The sequence below is a fragment of the Tardiphaga sp. 709 genome (assembly GCF_032401055.1).
Taxonomy (GTDB): Bacteria; Pseudomonadota; Alphaproteobacteria; order Rhizobiales; family Xanthobacteraceae; genus Tardiphaga.
In genome coordinates this window covers 321,468-342,144 of sequence record NZ_CP135529.1, presented here as the reverse complement: position 1 = coordinate 342,144, position 20,677 = coordinate 321,468, and the positions used below count along the sequence as shown (strand labels likewise).

The 20,677-nt window shown below is 60.9% G+C and carries 27 protein-coding genes, 2 tRNA genes and 1 pseudogene; 16 read left to right on the top strand and 14 right to left on the bottom strand.

Going from position 1 to position 20,677, the window contains the following annotated elements; translation table 11 throughout:
• Positions 1 to 5: 5 nt before the first annotated feature.
• Positions 6 to 440, top strand: a complete 435-nt coding sequence (locus RSO67_RS01755; RefSeq protein WP_315842082.1) for a hypothetical protein — start codon at positions 6 to 8, stop codon at positions 438 to 440.
• Here RSO67_RS01755 and RSO67_RS01750 read toward each other — a convergent pair.
• The gene (locus RSO67_RS01750; protein WP_315842081.1) at positions 437 to 751 is read right to left on the bottom strand and encodes a hypothetical protein; all 315 of its coding nucleotides are present in this window, start codon (positions 749 to 751) and stop codon (positions 437 to 439) included. The two genes, RSO67_RS01755 and RSO67_RS01750, sit on opposite strands and share 4 nt — an antisense overlap.
• Before the next feature lie 144 nt (positions 752 to 895).
• On the opposite strand from RSO67_RS01750, the gene RSO67_RS01745 reads away from it, so the two are divergent.
• The 6 genes from RSO67_RS01745 (at position 896) to RSO67_RS01720 (ending at position 3,852) form a co-directional block, all read left to right on the top strand.
• The gene (locus RSO67_RS01745) at positions 896 to 1,684 is read left to right on the top strand and encodes a glycosyl hydrolase (RefSeq protein WP_315842080.1); all 789 of its coding nucleotides are present in this window, start codon (positions 896 to 898) and stop codon (positions 1,682 to 1,684) included.
• Positions 1,685 to 1,686: 2 nt separating this feature from the next.
• Positions 1,687 to 2,178 carry a hypothetical protein gene (locus tag RSO67_RS01740; protein ID WP_315842079.1) on the top strand — a complete coding sequence of 164 codons (492 nt, stop codon included), beginning with the start codon at positions 1,687 to 1,689 and terminating at the stop codon, positions 2,176 to 2,178.
• Between the two features lies 1 nt (position 2,179).
• Complete coding sequence (locus tag RSO67_RS01735; RefSeq protein ID WP_315842078.1) at positions 2,180 to 2,563, top strand: hypothetical protein; 384 nt, start codon at positions 2,180 to 2,182, stop codon at positions 2,561 to 2,563.
• Positions 2,564 to 2,690: 127 nt separating this feature from the next.
• Positions 2,691 to 3,104 carry a hypothetical protein gene (locus RSO67_RS01730; RefSeq protein WP_315842077.1) on the top strand — a complete coding sequence of 138 codons (414 nt, stop codon included), beginning with the start codon at positions 2,691 to 2,693 and terminating at the stop codon, positions 3,102 to 3,104.
• Between the two features lie 27 nt (positions 3,105 to 3,131).
• Positions 3,132 to 3,635: a hypothetical protein gene (locus tag RSO67_RS01725; RefSeq protein WP_315842076.1), complete on the top strand. Its 504-nt coding sequence runs from the start codon at positions 3,132 to 3,134 to the stop codon at positions 3,633 to 3,635.
• Position 3,636: 1 nt separating this feature from the next.
• On the top strand, positions 3,637 to 3,852 hold the full coding sequence (locus RSO67_RS01720) for a hypothetical protein (protein ID WP_315842075.1): 216 nt from the start codon (positions 3,637 to 3,639) through the stop codon (positions 3,850 to 3,852).
• Here the strand turns inward: RSO67_RS01720 and RSO67_RS01715 are convergent.
• The 11 genes from RSO67_RS01715 to RSO67_RS01665 form a co-directional block, all read right to left on the bottom strand.
• A complete protein-coding gene (locus tag RSO67_RS01715; RefSeq protein WP_315842074.1) occupies positions 3,849 to 4,091 on the bottom strand; it encodes a hypothetical protein in 243 nt (80 codons plus the stop codon). The genes RSO67_RS01720 and RSO67_RS01715 overlap by 4 nt on opposite strands.
• 269 nt (positions 4,092 to 4,360) lie before the next feature.
• On the bottom strand, positions 4,361 to 4,573 hold the full coding sequence (locus RSO67_RS01710) for a hypothetical protein (protein WP_315842073.1): 213 nt from the start codon (positions 4,571 to 4,573) through the stop codon (positions 4,361 to 4,363).
• Positions 4,574 to 4,767: 194 nt separating this feature from the next.
• Positions 4,768 to 4,953, bottom strand: a complete 186-nt coding sequence (locus RSO67_RS01705; protein ID WP_315842072.1) for a hypothetical protein — start codon at positions 4,951 to 4,953, stop codon at positions 4,768 to 4,770.
• Positions 4,954 to 4,964: 11 nt separating this feature from the next.
• On the bottom strand, positions 4,965 to 5,126 hold the full coding sequence (locus RSO67_RS01700; RefSeq protein WP_315842071.1) for a hypothetical protein: 162 nt from the start codon (positions 5,124 to 5,126) through the stop codon (positions 4,965 to 4,967).
• 92 nt (positions 5,127 to 5,218) lie between these two features.
• Positions 5,219 to 5,479, bottom strand: a complete 261-nt coding sequence (locus tag RSO67_RS01695; RefSeq protein ID WP_315842070.1) for a hypothetical protein — start codon at positions 5,477 to 5,479, stop codon at positions 5,219 to 5,221.
• A gap of 35 nt (positions 5,480 to 5,514) precedes the next feature.
• Positions 5,515 to 5,718, bottom strand: a complete 204-nt coding sequence (locus tag RSO67_RS01690; protein WP_315842069.1) for a hypothetical protein — start codon at positions 5,716 to 5,718, stop codon at positions 5,515 to 5,517.
• Between the two features lie 13 nt (positions 5,719 to 5,731).
• Positions 5,732 to 5,974: a hypothetical protein gene (locus RSO67_RS01685; protein WP_315842068.1), complete on the bottom strand. Its 243-nt coding sequence runs from the start codon at positions 5,972 to 5,974 to the stop codon at positions 5,732 to 5,734.
• Complete coding sequence (locus RSO67_RS01680) at positions 5,971 to 6,297, bottom strand: hypothetical protein (RefSeq protein ID WP_315842067.1); 327 nt, start codon at positions 6,295 to 6,297, stop codon at positions 5,971 to 5,973. Before RSO67_RS01680 ends, RSO67_RS01685 begins: the two co-directional genes overlap by 4 nt.
• Positions 6,298 to 6,430: 133 nt before the next feature.
• Positions 6,431 to 6,504, bottom strand: a tRNA-Cys gene (locus RSO67_RS01675).
• A gap of 86 nt (positions 6,505 to 6,590) precedes the next feature.
• Entirely contained in the window at positions 6,591 to 6,770 is a 180-nt protein-coding gene (locus RSO67_RS01670; protein ID WP_068736432.1) for a hypothetical protein, read from the bottom strand.
• 173 nt (positions 6,771 to 6,943) lie between these two features.
• Positions 6,944 to 7,915, bottom strand: a complete 972-nt coding sequence (locus RSO67_RS01665) for a LysR family transcriptional regulator (protein WP_315842066.1) — start codon at positions 7,913 to 7,915, stop codon at positions 6,944 to 6,946.
• A 347-nt stretch (positions 7,916 to 8,262) separates the two neighbouring features.
• Here RSO67_RS01665 and RSO67_RS01660 point away from each other — a divergent pair, with 347 nt between their 5' ends.
• The 4 genes and pseudogenes from RSO67_RS01660 (at position 8,263) to RSO67_RS01645 (ending at position 13,030) form a co-directional block, all read left to right on the top strand.
• Positions 8,263 to 9,579, top strand: coding sequence for an ABC transporter substrate-binding protein (locus tag RSO67_RS01660; protein WP_315842065.1), 1,317 nt, complete (start codon positions 8,263 to 8,265; stop codon positions 9,577 to 9,579).
• An 8-nt stretch (positions 9,580 to 9,587) separates the two neighbouring features.
• Positions 9,588 to 10,462, top strand: a pseudogene (locus RSO67_RS01655) (branched-chain amino acid ABC transporter permease).
• Positions 10,459 to 12,339, top strand: coding sequence for an ATP-binding cassette domain-containing protein (locus RSO67_RS01650; protein WP_410001796.1), 1,881 nt, complete (start codon positions 10,459 to 10,461; stop codon positions 12,337 to 12,339). Before RSO67_RS01655 ends, RSO67_RS01650 begins: the two are co-directional and overlap by 4 nt.
• Positions 12,326 to 13,030: an ABC transporter ATP-binding protein gene (locus tag RSO67_RS01645; RefSeq protein ID WP_315842064.1), complete on the top strand. Its 705-nt coding sequence runs from the start codon at positions 12,326 to 12,328 to the stop codon at positions 13,028 to 13,030. Before RSO67_RS01650 ends, RSO67_RS01645 begins: the two co-directional genes overlap by 14 nt.
• A 48-nt stretch (positions 13,031 to 13,078) precedes the next feature.
• On the opposite strand, the gene RSO67_RS01640 is transcribed toward RSO67_RS01645, so the two are convergent.
• Positions 13,079 to 13,252 (bottom strand): hypothetical protein, encoded by a 174-nt coding sequence (locus RSO67_RS01640; protein WP_315842063.1) that lies wholly within the window; start codon positions 13,250 to 13,252, stop codon positions 13,079 to 13,081.
• A 275-nt stretch (positions 13,253 to 13,527) separates the two neighbouring features.
• On the opposite strand from RSO67_RS01640, the gene RSO67_RS01635 reads away from it, so the two are divergent.
• The 5 genes from RSO67_RS01635 to RSO67_RS01615 all read left to right on the top strand — a co-directional run bounded on the left by RSO67_RS01635 (position 13,528) and on the right by RSO67_RS01615 (position 20,042).
• Positions 13,528 to 13,602: transfer RNA gene (locus tag RSO67_RS01635), tRNA-Asn, on the top strand.
• 151 nt (positions 13,603 to 13,753) lie between these two features.
• Positions 13,754 to 14,332 (top strand): protein-L-isoaspartate O-methyltransferase, encoded by a 579-nt coding sequence (locus tag RSO67_RS01630; RefSeq protein ID WP_315842062.1) that lies wholly within the window; start codon positions 13,754 to 13,756, stop codon positions 14,330 to 14,332.
• Between the two features lie 233 nt (positions 14,333 to 14,565).
• Entirely contained in the window at positions 14,566 to 15,957 is a 1,392-nt protein-coding gene (locus RSO67_RS01625) for a TolC family outer membrane protein (RefSeq protein WP_315842061.1), read from the top strand.
• Between the two features lie 291 nt (positions 15,958 to 16,248).
• Positions 16,249 to 16,992, top strand: a complete 744-nt coding sequence (locus RSO67_RS01620) for a DUF2497 domain-containing protein (RefSeq protein ID WP_315842060.1) — start codon at positions 16,249 to 16,251, stop codon at positions 16,990 to 16,992.
• A gap of 176 nt (positions 16,993 to 17,168) precedes the next feature.
• A complete protein-coding gene (locus tag RSO67_RS01615; protein ID WP_315842059.1) occupies positions 17,169 to 20,042 on the top strand; it encodes a valine--tRNA ligase in 2,874 nt (957 codons plus the stop codon).
• Positions 20,043 to 20,069: 27 nt separating this feature from the next.
• On the opposite strand, the gene RSO67_RS01610 is transcribed toward RSO67_RS01615, so the two are convergent.
• A complete protein-coding gene (locus RSO67_RS01610; protein ID WP_315842058.1) occupies positions 20,070 to 20,672 on the bottom strand; it encodes a DNA-3-methyladenine glycosylase in 603 nt (200 codons plus the stop codon).
• Positions 20,673 to 20,677 lie beyond the last annotated feature (5 nt).

Genomic DNA, 20,677 nt, shown 5'->3' with positions numbered 1-20,677 from the left:
ATAAAATGAGCGACCCATGGATTGCCTACGGCCAGACCGGCATCGTTTCCGGCGGCGTCAAGCTGAACCCGCCAACGAACATGAGCAACGGGCTGTTGGGCGAGGTTTCGCTTCCCTATACGGTTCCTGTCGGCAAGGTGCTGGTCCTGAAGAAGATCGAGTTTGAACCGCTTTGGGGCATGGCGCTGATCCCTTATTTCGGTGACAGCACCTCTACAACTGAGATGACGCCTCCCACGCTCGCAGGCAATACGTACAGCTCGGGCTCGTCGCCTAGCACCGCCCCAGCTGCCAATATGCGCAGCGCTTCGTTTGATTGCGAATATCACGTCCCGGCTGGTCTGAAGGTCAACGTGCGGATCGCGGCCGGCTACAATCCAGGCCCCGGCGAGGCTTGGCTGTACGGCTGGGCGATGACAGGCGAACTCCGAGACGCCTAAAGCGAGCACTTAGCGACGTGAGACATCGCAGCCATTGTAGGAAGAACTCCAGTCCAGCTTGCGATTGTGAGTGCCATCACGACGATGCCGCCCTTGATCAAAGTTCGGCGCCCAAAATGGAAGCGGGTCGCGGCTAGTACGATCAGAAAGACAATGCAGGCCTGCCACCAAGGCACCCCGAACTGGAGGCAGCCGAGAAAGTAAATCAGGCTGGTCAGCCAAGATTTAGGATCGACCGCGGCCCATAATTCCAAGAGCGCATCGTCCATCGCCTGTTCTTGTTGCTGCTTGATCTGCGTCCACGAGTCCATTTAGCGGCCCTCCCTGAGACTCGCTCAGGATAACCACCACAACCGATCCGCGTAAAGCCCGGTTGAATCAATCGCACCGCACAATTCGTCACACCCCGCCGCCCTCACAGGCGGCTTTTTGATTCCAAACACCGGAGCGATCCCATGATCGAACTGACTGGCGCAGCAATGCGGCAGATGTTTCCGAACGCGCCCCAAGCGGTGCTGGACGCCTTTGTCTCGAAACAGAACGTCCTGACTAATGCCGGGATCAACAAGACCCGCAACCGGATGGCCTATTTCTTCGCGAACATCGAGCACGAGTGCGGCGGGTTCACGATCCGAAACCTGACCGAGAACATCAATTACACGGCCGAGCGGATGGCTGCTGTCTGGCCGAACCGCTTCAATTCAGCCTCCGCGGTACGCCTGAAGTACGGCACGGCGCCGGGCTGGCAGAAGAAGGCCTTTGACGACATCTACGGCAGCAAAACCGACAAGAACGAGCGCATGGGCAATCGCGTCGGAACGTCGGACGGCTCGCTCTATATCGGCCGCGGCGGCCCTCAGGTGACGGGCAGGGACGGTTACGCACAGGTCGGGAAGCGTGCCGGGCTGGATCTCGTCGGCAATCCAGATCTGGCCTGCGAGGCTCAATACCAGCCTGAGATCTGCGCAGCGTTCTGGGACTGGAAACAGCTCAACATCAAGGCCGATGCCGGCGACTTTGAGGGCTGCGTGCGGCTCTGGAACGGCGGCACGAACGGCATGGCGGATCGCAAGGCCATGATGGCCGGCAATGATCCGATCATCAAGAAGCTGGCGATCGTGGCCGACATCGTTCCGGTCATCAACGCCATCCCGACCAAGCAGCCGGTGCCATCGGTTGTCCCGCCTGTCATCCCTCAGCCCACCTTCTGGGCTCGCATCACCTCCATCTTCGGAAAGGCCTAACCGTGACCTATTTCCTTCTGGCGCTGGCTCTGATCGGCGCGGTTCTGCTCGTCTATGCAATGTGGCTGCGGCCGTGGCTCAAGACCAAGACTTGGGCGCAGGGCTTTTTTGCCTGGATCGAGCCGTTCGAGGTGGCCGTTTTCAAGAAATCGGAAACGATGCTGGTATCCCGGCTGCTCGAACTCGGCAGTTTGATTGTCGGCGGTTATGACTCCATCGCGATCTTCGCCACCAGCTACGACATGACGCCGATCACGACGCGGCTATTTGACTTGCTTCACGTCGCCCCAGACCTTCGGGGAGTCGCTATGGCAGGCTTTGTGTTCGCACTGGCGCGTATCATGTCCTTCCTCCGCAAGCGCACCACGAAGCCGCTGGAGGTCGTTGCAGTAGCATCCAAGGACGTTACGCCGGCCGTCGCTCAGGCGTTGGTTGCTGCTGAGGTGTCCAAGGACGAAGCCGTTGCCGCGGTGAACGACGCGAAGGCGGCTTAACATGTGGATGGCGATCATCTCGTTTTTGGGCGGCCCTGTCATCAAAGGTCTGATCGACGCCTATAACGCCAAGCTCAAGGCCGGCAACGTCGATAACCGGATTGCCGCTGATCTGGCTGCCGGCGAGATAGCCGCGCAGACTGCCGAAACGCAGGCCATCACTCAGTATCGCATAGCCTCGCTGGGCTACTGGTACGAGCCTGAGAAGATCATGGGCTACACCGTCGCGTTCTACTTCGCCAAGCTGCTTATCTATGACAAGTGCTTGGGCTGGGGCACAACAGACCCTCTCATTGGTTGGTCTGGTACTGTAGCAACTGCTGTTGTTAGCTTCTATTTTACTAAGCGCGGATTCGAGAACGTAGCTAAGATACTTAAGAAATAGCAAGCGGACCGAGCCAGTGCTTTGAACATTGGCCCGATCCTGACCTCCACGAAGGAATGAACTTCATGTCGGCTATCGTACATACAATCACAGGTTTCCCCAGCCTGCATGGAAAAGTTCCTCTGTAATGGACAGCACTACTGTCTCAATTGTCGCCCTGATCTTCGCTGGAATAACGCTAGCCCTTAATCTGGGGCAGCGCGTTTTTGGAGGTGGTTGGAATTTATCGAAGGCCCTCACAGCCGTTGAGACCCGCCTAGAGGTCGTCATCAACGAGACCAAGGACGAAATAGAGGCCCGGATCGACTCTACCAAGAACGAGTTCGAGACGAGACAGGAGCGCGCCAACCACAACGCGGGCGACGCTGTGAACGCCCTTAAAGAGCATGTCAGGCTATTCGAGTTTCATGTCCGGGACAACTACATCCGCAAGGATGATTTCCTGATGCACATGAAGCAGCACGACGACTTCCTGACGATGAACTTCGCGAACATCACCCAGCGTCTAGAGCGTATCGAGAAGAAACAGGACGAGAGATAGCGGGGCGTTTGCCCCTTCAGGGGGCACATGAAACGCTTCGTCGTTATTCTATCGCTGCTCACCACTCCCGCGATCGCAGATCAAACCAGCGTCCCGATCAGTGAGATATCAGCGCGCGAACTCCAAGCCATCGTTGATGAGCGCAGCAAGGCTGTGGCCCAGCGATTCGAACTGGAGAAGAGTGCGAACAGCCAGAGATTCGAGGCTCAGGAAAAGGCTGTAGCGGCAGCACTGGCAGCGGCAAAGGAAGCCGTCGCAAAGGCCGAGGGCGCCGCGGAGAAGCGTTTCGACAGCGTTAACGAGTTCAGGTCAACGCTGAGAGACCAGCAAACTACCCTGATCCCACGGATTGAGGTCGATGTCCGGCTTAAGGCCATGGACGCCAAGATCACCGATAACGAAGCGCGAATAGTCCAGATTGTAAGCCGGGCCGAAGGATCCGCGCAGCTCTGGCAGGGTATCACAGTCGTTCTCGGGATTGCCATTGCGGCAATTACCTTGCTGCTCGCATTCCGCAAGCGGGCGGCGTGAGATGCCAGTCCACCTGTTCAAGCCGACGCCAGTTCTGTTCACGGCGACTTGCCGGGTGGTTGATCCCAATTATCGCATCGTAAAGACGCAATTTGATATCGATCCCGAGCACGAGGATTTCGGCGAATACCTCGTCATGAACCTCATGCGGGAGCGGGGAACCCTGCAGGACGGTATTAGGTATCAGTGCTCGTTCATGCCGCTGTTTAGGCGCTAACCCTTCAGCGCTGCGTCGATCATGGCCTGCCACGCTTCCTTGTATGTGATCGCGAGCGGCATATTGGTGCCGTCTGCCGCATAGGCTGCGGCATCCATCGCCTCGGTCGGCTCGCGCATAGCCTCAATTGCGGCTCGCGCGGCATTCTTTATATCTTCTTTAGTCGGGTTCTCGTAATCGCCGACTGTCGCAAAGGCGTCGTATATCGCCTTGGCTACGCGTTCAATCATCTCGCTCATCTCTATCCTTTCTGCCATTTTACCCGATGGCGGGGAGGGCGTCACGGAGTTTGGTCAGGATGGCGTAACCCCAGCGCGCGAATGCCAGTGAGCCGCTACGAGCAGTAGCGCCTCGTTCGGCGAAGGGGCTTGGGCGTGGTATTCGAACCCGTCTCCCACTACGGTGGCAACATACGGCTCTTTGTCTTTTACGTGCCGTGGTAAATAGTCGATCTTAACTGTCGGCATTGCCATGGTCGTGTTCCTTATTCGTGTGCGGAAGAGCGGGTTCAGCGCTCACGGCACTTCGGACACTGTTCAAAGTCAAGTTCGCCATGTTCGCAGCGGGCTGTCATCCCGCGAACGAAAGATGCGCGCTGCGCCTTGATCTCAGCCGGCGTCATCTCATGTATCTGCGCCATGTCCAGCAGTTCACTATATGTCGGGTCGCGTCCGAACGCCTTTCTAATGTTTATCAAACGGTCGGCCCATGTGATGGTCATAGGGTTTCTCTTTCTTAAGTCTGCGTCACAGAGCGGATATTGGTCGCAAGACACGCCAACATAAAACCTGCTACCCAAGGGAGAAGTTGAGGCGAAAAATACTGCGCTGCGGAGAGTATCGCGCCGAGTATCAGTCCGACTGCGGCCGTCACGATCACAGATCTCATCGCTCTTTCCTTCCTATTCCATGACCACTAGGCCGGGGTCAGTTCGGTGAGCGCGATCCTGCCCATCGCCTCGAATATTTCAGCCCAAAGCTCAGGATCGTCGATCCCTAGCTGGTCATCACGGAAGCCACGGCGGCCAGCCAGGGCGTCCATGTAGATCTTGCGACCGATCTCGCGCGCCGCTCCGCCTTCCGGGACATCGTGGTAGCTCATAACCAATCCTCTCAGGCATTGCCGGTTGTGTGCTGGGTGACGACGCGGGGATGGGATTTCCATTCCTTGCGCTTTTCGAGCAGGTACGACGCGAAGCGCTTGGCAGTCTTAGTGTCAGCGTGCGCCAGAAGCTCGCCCATGACGTTCCCCATCGCGGTGTAAGCCTCGTTCATGTCGAGTTCAAAGGGCGCGTCCGACCGCTCGCCGTGAAGCGCGGTTCTGAGGCGGCATTCCATGCAGAGGCAATTGTCAGGCATTGGCATTGTCACTCCATGATCGCGGGACGGCAGACCGTCTCAATCTCAATCTTCGCGCCGACCAACTCGTCGATCCGTAAGATGGCGACCAGGGCTCTGGGGTCTTCTTTTACGACTTCATGCGCTGCCAATTCGGCCTTTGCGCGGTCGGCATGAAAGTCGAGCCCGCCCCATTCTTCCAGCGTATAAAGATGCTTGTTCTCGGAACCGTAATCTACTCGGATCGTGGCAAACTTCGACGGCAATTCTGCCGGATGCTTCCTAGTCATTGTCTTTCCTGTCGCAGGTCAGAGGTGTTGGGGGCTCAGTGCCCAATGGGTGATTTGATCAGCCGGGGGTCGCGATCGCGGGCGCCATACATCCAGTGCCAATAACCGTCCTCCCATTTGAAGACGTTCGCGCTCGCCCGATGATCGCGGTAAAATTCCCTAGCGCCATCCAGCGTCCAGAACTCCTTGGTTGGGGTCCAGTTGTCGAGGACGGTCACGCAATATCGTTTGAGCTTCATGGCCTATTCATCCTTACTGATGATCGCGCGGCCGGATCTGCGTCGTTGCCGGCGCTCCGTGCTTGATGGCGTGGATTTCTAGGGCATAGGCCTCTGCCTGAGCGATCAGCTTTGGCCGGACGTGGGCGAAGTGCGGCTTGTCGATATTCGAGGTGATCTGCTCAAGCTGGCTGCACCTGGAGCCGACGGGGCTTCGGGGCCCATGGAATCGGCGGTCGGCGTGCAGTTCGGCGATGAATTGGCTGCGGATGGTCATTTAAGGGCCTCGTTGATCATGATCCGGTAGTCGCGGGCGAGAAATGCAGCCTGCTTGACGGCTTCGCCTTCCAACAGCCCAACATCAGCCGCGCCGCCAAGCTTCAGGCAGACGGCAGCGCCAAGGCACTTGTCTTCGTGGCTGAATGCTTCGTTGGCTTCGCAAGGGAAGGCAGCGGCGACCATCCCGACAGTCGGCTCCCTCATGGCCTCAATGGCGGCACGGGCCTGACGCTGAAACATCTCGGTCACTGAAGTCGGACTTGGGCGACTGTAACTGTCCAACTCCAGCGCCCTTGCCACCCTCTCGACGATCTCGCTCATCCCAGCCTCCCGAGCGAACGAGAGGGGGCGTCATGCGGACCCGAAAAGTGGGTCACACACGATAAAAAGCATAATGATTCTGTGGATGTGAAATGTGACCCACTAGGGTCTAAGCTATTGAAATAGCTTGTTTTGGAGGCCACGTCGGGAATCGAACCCGAATAAACGGTTTTGCAGACCGGCGCGTAACCATTCCGCCACATGGCCCCATAGCGGGTTAGTTACAGACCATCAGCCATTTAGGCAATGCCCGGCTGGAATCTTTCATGGGTTCCGACATACCGACACAATAATCAGCAGGAGGCCTGCCAGCCATCCGGAAACGGAATCAGTGGCCAGGGGCCGTCATTGTCGTTCGCAGCGGTCGGAATCGGGGCGAAGAACATTTCCTGGCTGCGCAGATCGTCCCGCACATCGGCCTCGATTTCGGCCCGGACTGTCTCCAGCAGATAGTCAAATTCGGCTTCGCTCATCTTTTAGCTCCCTGTCTTGGGAGCAATCTGACGCAAAGCCTTTGTTGGGCTGTTGAATGGATCGTTCAAATTGTACCGATCCACACGTCAGACCCGTCATGGTTACCGGGGCGTTTACCTCATTGAATCAGGTGTGGGGTTTCCCGGCACTGACCAGATGGTGCGCGGTAACATCAAACTGTTTGCTCGGTAACGGGTGTGTCGGTCTCCAGCAGCGTATCCAGCATCTTGCGGCCCCTGGTGCTGGCCTGCATCAGGGGATCCGCCTTGAAGGTCGACTTCAGGAAGCTCGATACCGCGCGGATGCGCGGCACGAATTGCAGATCGTTATGGACGTTGATCCACAGCTCGCGCGTGGTCGACAGCTTGTCGTGCAGCACCGGGATCAGGTCAGGACGGCGCGCCGTGGCAAAACTCGGCAGCAGCACGAGCCCGACACCGCCGGCCGCAGCGTTCATCTGCGCGCACATGCTGTTGGAATGGAACGAGACCGGCGGGCTCTTGATGATGTCATCGAGCCAGCGCACCGAGTCGAGCTGGATCTGGTCGTCGATATAGGTGACGAAGCTGTGCTCCGTGAGCTCGGATGCGCTCTTGGGCATGCCGTGTGCGTCCAGGTAACTCTGCGACGCATAGAGCCCAAGTTGGAAGCAGCCGATACGCTCCGAGACCATGCCCTGACCGGTCGGGCGGAAGAAGCTCAGAAACAGATCGGCCTCGCGACGATTCACTGAGACGCTCTGCGGTGACGTCAGTAGTTCGACGGTCAGGTCGGGATGCTGTTTGCGCAATTCGACGAAACGGTAGGCGAGGTAGAGCGAGGCGATGCCCTCCATCGTGGCAAGGCGGACCCGGCCAGCCATACGGCTGCCGCCGCATTGCACGTCTTCCCGCATGGCGATCACGGCGCTCTCGATGCGCTCGGCATGGCAGAGCAGGCGGTCGCCGGTCTCGTTGACCTTCAATCCGGACGGCAATCGCTCGAACAACGCCACGCCCAAGGTGCTCTCGAGATGCGCGATCCGGCGGCTGATGGTGGATTGATCAACCCGAAGGCGCTTGGCCGCATTGCCCAGGCTGCCGCCGCGGGCTGCGTGAATGAAGACCTTGAGGTCATCCCAATCGAGAGCTTTGAAATTTTCCATCCAAGACAATCAGCAAGAGCTGTGCCAGCAAACCATACCCGGGACGCGATGTCGCGGTGGAAAAACCAGTCTGCAAGGCCCTTTGCAGGATTGTCTATACCCCGCGCGATCCGAAGCAACCTAGCCTGACGGGAACAAAGAACGATCCGTTCTCTCTCACTTTGCGGACGCGACGCTGCCGGTATTTCGGGTTCAGCGAGTGACCATGAATGAGGCTCCTGCGATGATCTCGCAGGCACCGCGAGAGCCACGGCGGCATCCCGTTCAAGAAACTCAACTTCGCCGGGGCCAGCCCCATCGCAGCTCACCGGCCAATGGCGGCGGTGATCGAACCAGAAGGGTGTGTCATGCAGTTTGACCGTCGACAGCTTTTGCTCGGAGGAGTCGGCACTGCCGCTGGCCTTATGCTTCCAGGCAGCGCGTTCGCACAATCGCCGGCCACTATCGGTACTTTCCCGGAAGGCGTCACGGCGGATTCGGTGTTCGTCGGTCTGACCATCCCGCTCACCGGCGTCTTTTCGGGTGACGGCGGCGACCTTAAGCTCGGTTATGAACTGGCTATCGCGCAGATCAATGCCGGCGGTGATATCGCGCAGAAGTGGGGCCTCAAGGGCAAGGGCGTGCTCGGGCGGCAGATCAAGTACAAGGTCTCCGACACCGAAGGTAAACCCAACCTTGACGTGCAGAGCGCCACGCAATTCATCCAGCGCGACAAGGCGATCATGGTGTCAGGCTCGGTGTCATCAGCCAGCGCCATTGCGCTCGAAGAACTCGGGTCGCGCGAGAAGGTGCTGTACATGGTCGGCATCGCCGGCTCCAACGACATCACCGGCAAGAACTGCCAGCGCTACGGCTTCCGCTCGCAGCAGAATGCTTACATGGCTGCGAAGGCGATGGCGCCGGTCGTCGCCAAGGCGCTCGGCAAGAATGTGAAGTCCGCCTTCCTGGTGCCCGACTACACCTATGGCCACACCGTGTATGACAGCTTCGCCAAGTTCTCGGCGGAGCAGGGCTGGAAGCAGGTCGCCAAGGAAGTCGTGCCGCTTGGCACCACCGACTATTCGTCGGCGCTCCTGAACATCGCCAACAGCGGCGCGGACGTTTTCGTCAACATCGCTTTCGGCGGCGACGCGGTTGCCTCCACTAAACAAGCCGAACAGTTCGGCGTGCTGAAGCGCATGAAGCTTGTGGTGCCGAACCTTTCCTCGTTCCAGGACAAGGAGCTCGGCGCCGAGCTGATGCAGGGCGTCTATGGCAGCTGCGATTTCTGGTGGGGGCTGCAGGACACCTATCCGCTCGCCAAGACCTTCGTCGAAAGCTTCTTGGCGCAGAACAAGTACTATCCGCGCTGGGGCGCGCATATCGGCTACATGCAGACCTATCTGTGGGCGATGTCGGTCGAACGCGCCGGCACGTTCAATCCGGTCGATGTGATCAAGGCGATGGAGAGCTCCAAGGCGCAGCCTTACGAGACGACCATAGGCAAGGTCTATTTCCGTGCCGAAGATCATCAGATGGTGCGGCCGATCCCGATCCTGCGCGGCAAGAAGCCGTCCGAGATGAAGAACAAGGAAGACTTCTACGAGATCGTCGATATCGCCGACGGCGAAAGCGTGATGAACGCACCGGACTTCTTCGGCTGCAAGCTCGGCCCCTACACCTAAGGATCACCATGCCAAGCTGGCCCGTCCTCATCTCGCAGGCCTTCAACGGCCTGGCCCTCGGCACGCTGCTGGCGCTCGTCAGCAGTGGTCTGACGATCATCCTGGGCACGCTTGGCGTCCTCAACTTCGCTCACGGCGCGCTGTTCGCCGTGGGCGCCTATGCCGCTTTCGTGCTGCTGCAATACACATCGTCCTTCGTGCTCGCGATCGTCGTCGGCTGCGGCTTCATGCTGGTGCTCGGCTTCTTGCTGGAACGCATCATCATCCGTTATTTCTACGACCGGCCGCATGAGGATCAGATCCTTGTCACTTACGGCGTGGGCATCGTGCTCGTCGAATGCGTGCGTGCAGCCTTCGGCGGCAATGCACAGCGTGTGCCGGTGCCGTCCTGGGGCAGGGCGCCACCCAGATGGGCTTCCTGATCTATCCGACTTATCGCCTGCAACTGATCGCCATCATCGCCGGGCTGCTGCTCAGTCTCTATCTCGTGCTCTATCGCACCTCGATGGGCCTCGTGGTTCGCGCCGGCATCGAGAATCCCGGCATGGTCGGCATTCTCGGCATCAATGTGCGCCGCGCCTTCCTGCTGGTCTTCGCCATCGGCGTTGTCGCCGTCGGTCTTGCCGGCATGCTCTATGCGCCGGTCGTGGCCGTGACGCCGGACATGGGCGCCAATTTCATGGCGCAGTCTTTCGTGGTCATCGTGCTGGGCGGCCTTGGTTCGTTTCCCGGTGCCGTCATCGGCGGCTTGATCGCCGGCGAGATCATCAGCCTGACCAGCGCTTTCAATTCGTCCTATTCGGAAGTGATGCTCTACGCGCTGATGGCGGTACTGCTGATCATGCGCCCGCAGGGCCTGTTCGGTTCGGAAGGCCGCGCATGATGCGTCCTCGTTCCGGCGGCTTGCGGGGCTGGCTTCCCGAACTCGCGGTGCTGTGCACGCTGATCGTGGCACCCATCGGGTTCCCGCATCTCGGTTTCTCGACCGATCTACTGACACGTGTGTTGAACTGGGGCCTGATCGGCCTCGGCTTCGACATCCTGTTCGGCCTGACTGGCCTGCTGTCCTTTGGACAGGCCGCATTTTTCGGCGTTGGCGGTTTTGTCAGTGCCTATCTGCTGGTGTCCCACACCATCGACAGCGTCTGGCTGGCGTTGGCGATCGGCACCGTCGCAGCCGGCCTGTTCGGCCTCCTGGTCGGCTGGTTCGCCGTGCGCCGGGTCGGCATCTATTTCACGATGATCACGCTGGCCTTCGGCCAGATGGCCTATTTCATCGAGAATTCCCCGCTGTCGGACTACACCGGCGGCGAGAACGGTATCCCCGGCGTGCCGGTGCCGGTGCTCGGCTTCGGCGCCAGTGCGATCCGCATCAGCGCGGGCATGCCGATGTATATCCTGTTCGCGGTGATCTTCTTCCTCGGCTACGTGCTGGCGCGCCGCATCGTGGGCTCGCCGGTCGGCGCGATCCTGCTGGCGATCAAGGAGAACACCGGCCGCGTTGCGATGCTCGGCCACAACGTGCCGGCCTACAAGCTGACGGCCTTCGTCATCGCCGCGCTCTATGCGGGCCTTGCCGGCGGTCTGCTCGGTTCGTTCCAGAGCTACATGCCGCCGGATGCGTTCTCGCTGGAGACGTCGGGACAGCTCGTCGTTCAGACCATTGTCGGCGGTGCCGGCACGCTGATCGGTCCGCTGGTCGGCGCGGCTGTCTGGCTCTGGCTGCGCGACAATCTGCAGCTCATTCCGGGCTTTGCGATCCTGTGGAAGCTGGTGCTCGGCATCGCCTTCATCATTCTGGTGATCGGGCTGCGCCGCGGCATCTGCGGCGAGATCTCCCATTGGTGGAATGAACGCCGTAACCTGGCTGCCGCACGAGCCGCCGAGGCCAAAACCGAAGCCATCGAGGCGCATAATATCGACGTCGCCACCAATCCCGTCGCGCCGCCCAAGGAGGTCAGGCTGACACTTGCCGAACCTGCGACGGGTGATAGCGACATTGCACTCGAAGCCAAATCTCTGGCGCGGCATTATGGCGGTCTCAAAGCCGTCGATGGCGTCTCCTTCAAGGTCCGCCGCGGTTCGATCCATGCGGTGATCGGCCCGAATGGCGCCGGCAAGAGCACGCTGTTCAAGATGCTGCTCGACGAAGTCAGCCCGTCCTCCGGTGAAGTCCTGTTGTTCGGCGAGAAAATCACGGGCGTCGGCGTCAGCCGCGCGGCGCAGCTCGGCATCGCCAAGAGCAATCAGCTCAATCAGCTGTTTCCCAACCTGTCGGTGCGCAAGAACCTGCGTATCGCGGCACTGGCGCGTCGTCGCGGCCCTATGCGCTTTGATCTGTTGCGTGGAGCCGGCAGTATTCCCGACGTCGAAGAGCAGATCGCCTCGATCCTCAGCCTGCTCAATCTCGTCGAGCGCGCCGATACGCCGGCACATATTTTGGCCTACGGCGAAAAGCGCCGGCTCGAAATCGGGATGGCGCTGGCGACCAGCCCGAATGTGCTGCTGCTGGACGAGCCGCTGGCCGGCATGAGCCCGGCTGAGCGAGTCGCCACCTGCGCCTTCATTCGCGATATCGGGCGCTCGCGCACCGTCGTCATCGTCGAACACGATCTCGACGCCATTTTCGAACTCGCCGAGCGCATCACCGTGCTCTATGAGGGCCGGCTGCTGGCGGACGGCACCGCCGACGAGATCCGGCGCAATCCGGCCGTGCAAGACGCCTATCTGGGAGGGCTGCACGCGCATGAGCCTGCTTGAAGTCGACAAGATCAATACGCTGTATGGCGATTCCCACGTGCTGTTCGACCTGTCTATCCGGGTCGAGCAGGGCGAGGTCGTGGCACTGCTCGGTCGCAACGGCGCCGGCAAGACCACGACGCTGCGCTCGATCATGGGAGTGCTGTCACCGCGCAGCGGCCATATCCGCCTCGACGGCCAATCCATCGAGGGTCTGCCGCCATCGGCCATTGCCGGCATGGGCGTTCAACTGGTGCCAGAAGAGCGCGCCATCTTCGGCGGCCTGACGGTCGAGGAAAACCTGCGCATCGCGGCCCTGACGGCGCCGAACGCATGGTCCTACGACCGGATCTACGAAGTGTTTCCGCGCCTCAAGGAACGCCGCAAATCGGCCGGGCGCACGCTTTCTGGCGGCGAACAGCAGATGCTGGCCATTGCGCGTGCGCTGATCCGCGACGCGCGCATCATCCTGCTGGACGAGCCGTTCGAGGGCCTGGCGCCGCTGATCGTGCGTGATCTCGTCGAGGTCTCACGCAATCTCGCCGCCGAGGGCCGCACCATGATTGTAGTCGAGCAGAATGTTGCGGCGGCATTGAGCTTCGCCAACCGCGTTTATGGGCTCAATAACGGCCACGTGGTGTTTGAAGGCACGCCAGCAGACCTGAACGCCAGCCCCGACCTGATGCGGGACTTCCTCGGCGTCGGAATGTGATTCCCTGGATTTCATCTCCGGGGACGAGGTCCCCGGCTGCCTGATTCCCTAGATTTCGATCGGCACCGCGAGGCGCCCGATCAAGAGCGCCACCTCATCGAGGTGATCGCTGTCATGCGCCTCGACGGCTTCGGCGAGCCGGGTGACGCATTCGTCATCACTGATAAAGGGCAGGGAGTTGATGTCGGTCGGAAGCGCGCGGTCGGTGTGGGTGGCTGGCATCGGTCACCTCATTCGATTCGGAACTTGTTCAACGTCGCAACGGGTAGTCTTGCGGTGCAATAAGACTAAATCGCGACACGGTTGGAAAGATTATTCTTCGCTCATATGCGACATGGTTCCGACTGGAACGGGCCAAGCATCAAGAAGATCCCGTAACATCAGGCTTTTTCTGAGTTTTCCCCGGTTGGCGGTCACTGTGGGACGAGGTGCATTTCCTGCTTTCCAAGCGTGGATCGCTTTGTTATACGCTGCGGCCTGCGACGCAGTTCGCACGTTCCCTGGTAGCTCAGCGGTAGAGCATTCGACTGTTAATCGAATGGTCGCTGGTTCGAATCCAGCCCGGGGAGCCAAACATCCTTCCGCAAAAATGGCTGCCAGAAACCGCGCTCGGGACCGCCTCGATAGCGCGTTGGCTGCTGTGTTTTTACGAACCTTGCATCCCGCTGTGCGCTGCCGTAATTCCTGCACAAGGAACTTCCAGCCGTTTGCAAGGGATTGCTCATGTCCGACTTTTCGACCGCACGCCAGAAGATGGTTGATGGTCAGGTGCGTCCCAGCGACGTTACCGATTTGCGCATCATCGACGCCATGCTTGCGGTGCCGCGCGAGGAGTTCGTTCCTGCCAGCCAGCGCGCCATGGCCTATCTCGATCTCGACCTCGAAGTCGCCCCGAATCGCTTTCTGATCAAGCCGGTGGTGCTGGCGCGGATGCTGCAGGCCTCCGACGTGAAGGCGACCGACAAGGTTCTGGTGGTTGGCTGCCCCACGGGCTATGCGGCCGCCGTGATCGCCCAGTTTGCCGGGCAGGTCACCAGCGCGGCCGGCATGCCGGCCGATGGCGATGCCACGAACGGCCCCTATGATCTGATCGTTCTGGCCGGCGCGACGGAAATCGTCCCGACCGGGCTCTACAAGCAGCTGGCCTCCGGTGGCCAACTGGTGGGCGTGTTCGCCCTGACCAAGCCCGCCCGCGCCGTTCTCGTGACCCATTCCCACGAGGATTTTGGCTCCCGCCCCCTGTTCGATGCTACCGCACCGGTTCTGCCGGGCATGGAAAAGCTCCCGGCATTCGTTTTCTAGGGCTGACTGTCCGCCTTATCGGGCATCGGGGCACCGCTAATATCGCCAGCGGTAATTACAAGTGTGGCTTGGATGTCCCATTCGCCAAGTTTTCACTGTCAAGTTTCCACGAGAGGTTCCGTCTCGCCGATGCGCGGAATATGGTGAGTGGAGACTCGCTAACGGACATCATCTGTTCGGTCGCTATTAAGTGTGCGCCCGGATCAGTGAACGGCATGAATGGATTACCAAGAATGGGCGGCGTAAAAGCTCTCACCGGTGCTGCAGCTGCGGCCCTTTTGCTGGCATTTGCCGGAGCGTCACCCGTTCTGGCTGACACGATCGAAGCGGCGTTGGTTCGCGCTTATCAGAACAATCCTCAATTGAATGCCCAGCGCGCTTCGGTGCGCGTCACTGACGAGAACGTGCCGCAGGCTTTGTCGGGTTATCGGCCGAGGGTCGCGATCACCGCAAGCGGCGGCTATCAGTACACGGACACAGTCACCAGCATCGCGGGTAATTCGACCGCGCTTCACGGCGTGCAGATTCCGCGCGCTGTCGGCGCGACCATCACCCAGAATGTGTACAACGGCCAGCAGACGGCGAACCGCACACGCGCCGCCGAGGGGCAGGTTTCGGCTGCGCGCGAAGGTCTGCGCGTGCTCGAACAGTCAGTGATTCTCTCCGCCGCGACCATCTACATGGACTATCTGCGCGACTCCGCCGTGGTCGAGGTGCAGAAGAGCAACGTCCGCGTGCTCGAACAGACGCTGAAGCAGACCCGCGATCGCTTCAATGTCGGCGAAGTCACCCGTACCGACGTTGCGCAGTCCGAAGCGCAGCTCGCTGCCGGTCGTACGCAGTTGCTGACCGCCGAGTCGAATCTCACCACCACGCGCTCGAACTTCCGCCGTATCATCGGCAACGAGCCGAGCAACCTGCAGGCGGGTTCGCCCGTCGATCGCTTCCTGCCGAATACGCTGCCCGGCGCCGTCGATCTCGGCCTCGTCGAGAACCCGAATGTCACCGCGGCAATGTTCGGTATCGATGTCAGCTTCCTCAATGTGAAGGTCAACGAAGGCGCGCTGTTCCCGACCGTGACCTTGCAAGCCAATATCCAGCAGGGCTGGGACCAGTCGATCACGCAGCCGCGCGGTCTGACGGCAGCAGGGATCGCTCAGGTGTCGATCCCGGTTTACCAGGGTGGCGGCGAATACTCGCTGATCCGGCAGTCCAAGGAAACGCTGGCCCAGCAGCGCCTCGCACTCGAGCAGGTGCGTGACCAGACTCGCGCCAGCGTCGTGCAGGCCTGGGGGCAGTTGCTGGCGGGCAGGGCGCAGGTCTCGTCCGCACAGGCACAGGTTCAGGCTTCCGAAATCGCGCTGAACGGCGTTCGCGAAGAAGCCAAGGCCGGCCAGCGCACCACGCTCGACGTGTTGAACGCGCAGCAGGCGCTGGTGAACGCGCGCGTCGCGCTTGTCACCGCGCAGCATGATCGTGTGGTGGCATCATACTCGGTGCTCAACGCAGTCGGTCGTCTGTCACCGACGGTGATGAAGCTGAACACCAATGTGTATGACCCCAGCGTGCACTATCACCAGGTGCGCGATAGCTGGGTTGGCGTGCGTACGCCCGACGGGCGCTAACGCGCTCGGATATCACCTGATATCGTATCGAAAGGGCCGCTTGTGCGGCCCTTTGCTTGCAATCAATTTGTCCGATGACGTACCGTTTGCATTGCTGGCTTAGCGATTCGGAATGCCTCTCCTAATTCCTTGGGCATTTTCCGCGCGACAGTTGGTGGTCAGGCGTCGCTTGATCTTGGGGACAAGTCAGGCTTGCGCGCTGAATCGAACGGTCGTCAAAACGACAACCCGCAAATTCAGCCTCGTCTGGTGTAAAATATTGACGAGAGCGTTGATGATGCGGAGTCGGACATGACGCAACCTGCAAAGGTCCAGGAGCCCTCGATGGAGGAGATTCTGGCGTCGATCCGACGTATCATCGCCGACGACGAAGCGAAGCCGGCCGTCGCCGAAGTTGCTCCGCCGCCGCCGCCCAAGCCAGCTCCTGCACCCAAGCCTGCTGCGATGACAGACATCCCGCCGTCGGCGATTCCAGCCGCGCAGGCTGCTGCCGCCAAAGTACCGCCGCCAGCCCCGAAGCCCGCGCCACCGCCGCCGGAGCCTGCTGCCTCCAACAGCCAGGACGACATCGACGCGATGTTGGCCAGCTTGGAAGCCGCGACCACCGAGGAAGAGGTGCGCCCGGCGCAGCCCGACGGTGATGTGTTCGAACTGACCGACGAGATGGTGGTCGCCGACCCCGAGCCGGAACCCGCATTCCAGCATGTCGAGCCGGATGACGACCTCGAATTCGCCGAAGCTGTCGCTGCCAGCAGCCAACGACCCGCACCGCGCTTCGACCCGCCGTCCTATGATCCGCCCCCGGTCGCACCGCAGCAGCAGATCCTGTCACACAGCACCGTGTCGTCCGTGGAGTCGGCCTTCAATGCGCTGGCCAATACGGTCCTGAGCAACAACGCGCGGACCCTCGAGGATCTCGTCAAGGAGATGCTGCGTCCGATGCTGAAGTCCTGGCTGGACGACAACCTGCCGGGCCTCGTCGAGCGCATCGTCAAGGCCGAGATCGAGCGCGTCTCACGCGGCGGCGGCCGCTAGGCCCGCGAGACAAGCAACGACGGCCTTTCGGGGCCTTCGTTTGGCCCTCCGGGGTGGCTAAACAGCCCTATATGTTGACTTGAGCCGCGCTGGCGGGTTTCTAGCGCCATCGGCTTCCTGCGTTCGCCCCAGGCCTCAAAACCGTGGCCAAAAACCCCTGATTTGATTGAATTGTCATGATCGAAAAGACCTATCAGCCCGCCGATATCGAGACCCGCATCGCCGCTGCCTGGGAAGCCGAAGGCGCGTTCAAGGCTGGCCGAGCGGACCGGGTGGATGCCGAGCCCTATACGATCGTGATCCCGCCGCCGAACGTCACCGGCTCGCTGCATATGGGCCACGCCCTGAACAACACGCTGCAGGACGTGCTCTGTCGCTTCGAGCGCATGCGCGGCCGCGACGTGCTGTGGCAGCCCGGCACCGACCATGCGGGCATTGCGACCCAGATGGTGGTCGAGCGCCAGTTGATGGAGCGTCAGGAGCCCGATCGCCGCGACATGGGACGCGAGGCATTTCTCGAACGCGTCTGGAAGTGGAAGGCTGAGAGCGGCGGCGTCATTGTCAATCAGTTGAAGCGCCTTGGCGCCTCCTGCGACTGGTCGCGCGAGCGCTTCACCATGGACGAGGGCCTGTCCGAGGCCGTCATCAAGGTGTTCGTGCAGCTGCACCGCGAGGGCCTGATCTACAAGGACAAGCGCCTTGTGAACTGGGATCCGAAACTGCTCACGGCGATTTCCGATCTCGAAGTCCAGCAGGTCGAGGTCAAGGGTAACCTCTGGCATCTGCGCTATCCGCTCGAAGGCAAGAGTTTCGATCCGGAAGATCCGACCTCGTTCATCACCGTTGCGACCACGCGTCCCGAGACGATGCTCGGCGACAGCGGCGTCGCCGTGAATCCGGATGACGAACGCTACACCCATCTGATCGGCAAGAACGTGGTTCTGCCGCTGGTCGGCCGTCTGATCCCGATCGTCGCCGACGAATATTCCGACCCGGAGAAGGGGTCTGGCGCGGTGAAGATCACGCCGGCGCACGACTTCAACGACTTCGAAGTCGGCAACCGCCACGGCCTTGCACGCATCAGCATCCTCGATATCGAAGGCAAGCTCGCACTTGCCGACAACGAGGACTATCTGCGCGGACTGCCCGTAGCAGCGTCGGAGCTGGTCGAAGAATTGCACGGGATGGAGCGCTTCAAGGCGCGCAAGACCATCGTGCAGCGGCTGGAAGATTTCGGCTTCCTGGAGAAGATCGAGCCCAACACGCATATGGTGCCGCATGGCGACCGCTCCGGCGTCGTCATCGAGCCCTATCTGACCGACCAGTGGTACGTCGACGCCAAGACCATGGCACAGCCAGCGATCGCCGCCGTGCGCACCGGCGCGACCGAGTTCGTGCCGAAGAACTGGGAAAAGACCTATTACGAGTGGATGGAGAACATCCAGCCATGGTGCATCTCGCGCCAGCTGTGGTGGGGCCATCAGATCCCGGCCTGGTACGGTCCGGACGGCAAGGTGTTCGTCGCCGAGACCGAGGAAGAAGCGGTCGGCAACGCACTTGGCTATTATGTCGAGCAGGAAGTGATCACGGAAGAGCAGGGCCACGAGATGGCGCTCGATCCGGCGAAGCGCGAGGGCTTCATCACGCGCGACGAGGACGTGCTCGATACCTGGTTCTCGTCAGCGCTGTGGCCGTTCTCGACGCTGGGCTGGCCGCAGAGTTCGGTCGATGTCGATCGCTACTATCCGACCAATGTGCTCGTCACCGGCTTCGACATCATCTTCTTCTGGGTCGCCCGGATGATGATGATGGGCATGCACTTCAAGAAGGACGTGCCGTTCCCGACCGTCTACATCCACGCCCTCGTCCGCGACGAGAAGGGCGCCAAGATGTCGAAGTCGAAGGGCAACGTCATCGATCCCCTGAACCTGATCGACCAGTACGGCGCCGACGCGCTACGCTTTACGCTGGCTGCGATGGCCGCACAGGGCCGCGACATCAAGCTCGCGACCCAGCGCGTCGAGGGCTATCGCAATTTCGCGACCAAGCTCTGGAACGCTTGCCGCTTCGCCGAAATGAACGAGTGCGTGCTGCCGGCTGGCTTCGATCCGACCAAAGCCAAGGAAGTGCTCAACCGCTGGATCGCGCATGAGACCGTGAAGGCGACGCGCGAAGTCACCGAAGCCATCGAAGCCTATCGCTTCAACGATGCGGCGGGCGCGGCCTATCGCTTCGTCTGGAATGTGTATTGCGACTGGTATCTCGAACTCGCCAAGCCATTCATGATGGGCGAGGACGGTCCGGCCAAGACCGAAACCCGCGCGATGGTCGCCTGGGCCCGCGACGAGATCCTGAAGCTGCTGCATCCGTTCATGCCGTTCATCACGGAAGAACTCTGGGCCGTGACGGCGCCGCGCAACGGTCTGCTGGCGCTGGCGCCGTGGTCACGCAAGGCGAGCGGCCTGACGCGCGAGCAGGAAGCCCTGATCATCGCGACCGCCGCGAGCGATCCGATCGTCGCGCCGATCCTGATGGGCGATCCCGAACCGGTCGCCGACTTCAAGGATGACGCCGCCGAAGCCGAGATCGGCTGGGTCATCGATCTGGTCACGGAGGTCCGTTCGGTGCGTGCCGAGATGAACATCGTGCCAGCGACATTGACGCCACTGGTGCTAGCCGGTGCCTCTGCGGAGACGCAGGCCCGTGCCCAGCGCTGGAGCGATGTCGTGAAGCGCCTCGCGCGTCTCGGCGACATATCCTTCGCCGATGTCGCCCCGCAGGGTGCCGTGCAGCTCCTGATCCGCGGTGAAGTCGCAGCGCTGCCGTTGAAGGGGGTGATTGATTTCGGCGCCGAGAAGACGCGTCTCGACAAGGAACTGGTGAAAGCCGAAGCTGACATCAAGCGCGCTGACGCCAAGCTCTCCAACGAGAAATTCGTCGCCAACGCGGCGGAAGAGATCGTCGAGGAAGAGCGCGAGAAGCGCGAGGCGGCCGAGGCCCGCAAGGCCAAGACGCTGGAAGCGCTGGAGCGGCTCAAGAACGCGGTGTGAGCGATGCTTCTTCGAAGGGCGTTATAGCTACCTCGCAAACGGCTTGCTGAGATAACGCGAGCCTCTCACCCCATAGCGCCACGGCAGCTCGACTGCCTTGGTGATGCCGATGCGGATGCCGGCGACGATGTCCGGCACTTCGGTGCGGGCATGAATCGCAATCGGCGGCTTGTCCAAAGCCAGCCCGTTATGCGCGATACTGATGCCGAGCGCTTGGCAGACCTTGCCGGGTCCCGAGCACAGCATGCGCTCATCCTGCAGCCCGCGCCGCAGCTGCATCTCGCCAATCCCGAAGGTCGGCTGCAGTGCCCGGATCAGCACCGCGCTGGCCGATCCCTCGGCCTCGCAGACGAAGTTCACGCACCAGTGGATGCCGTAGGAGCGGTAGACATAGGCAAAGCCGGGCGGCCCGAACATGATCTGGTTGCGCGGCGTCTGCCCGTTGAAGGAATGGGCCGCGGGCTCGGTGTGATGATAGGCCTCGACCTCGACGATCTCGCCACCGATGCCATCCACCAGAAGCGTCGCACCAATCAGTTCGGGGGCCACATCGTGCACGCTCCGCGCGAAAAAGCTGCGTTTGAGTGCCTTGCCGAGCTTTTGGGGGATTTGGTGAGGTTTTGGAGCCATTCTGC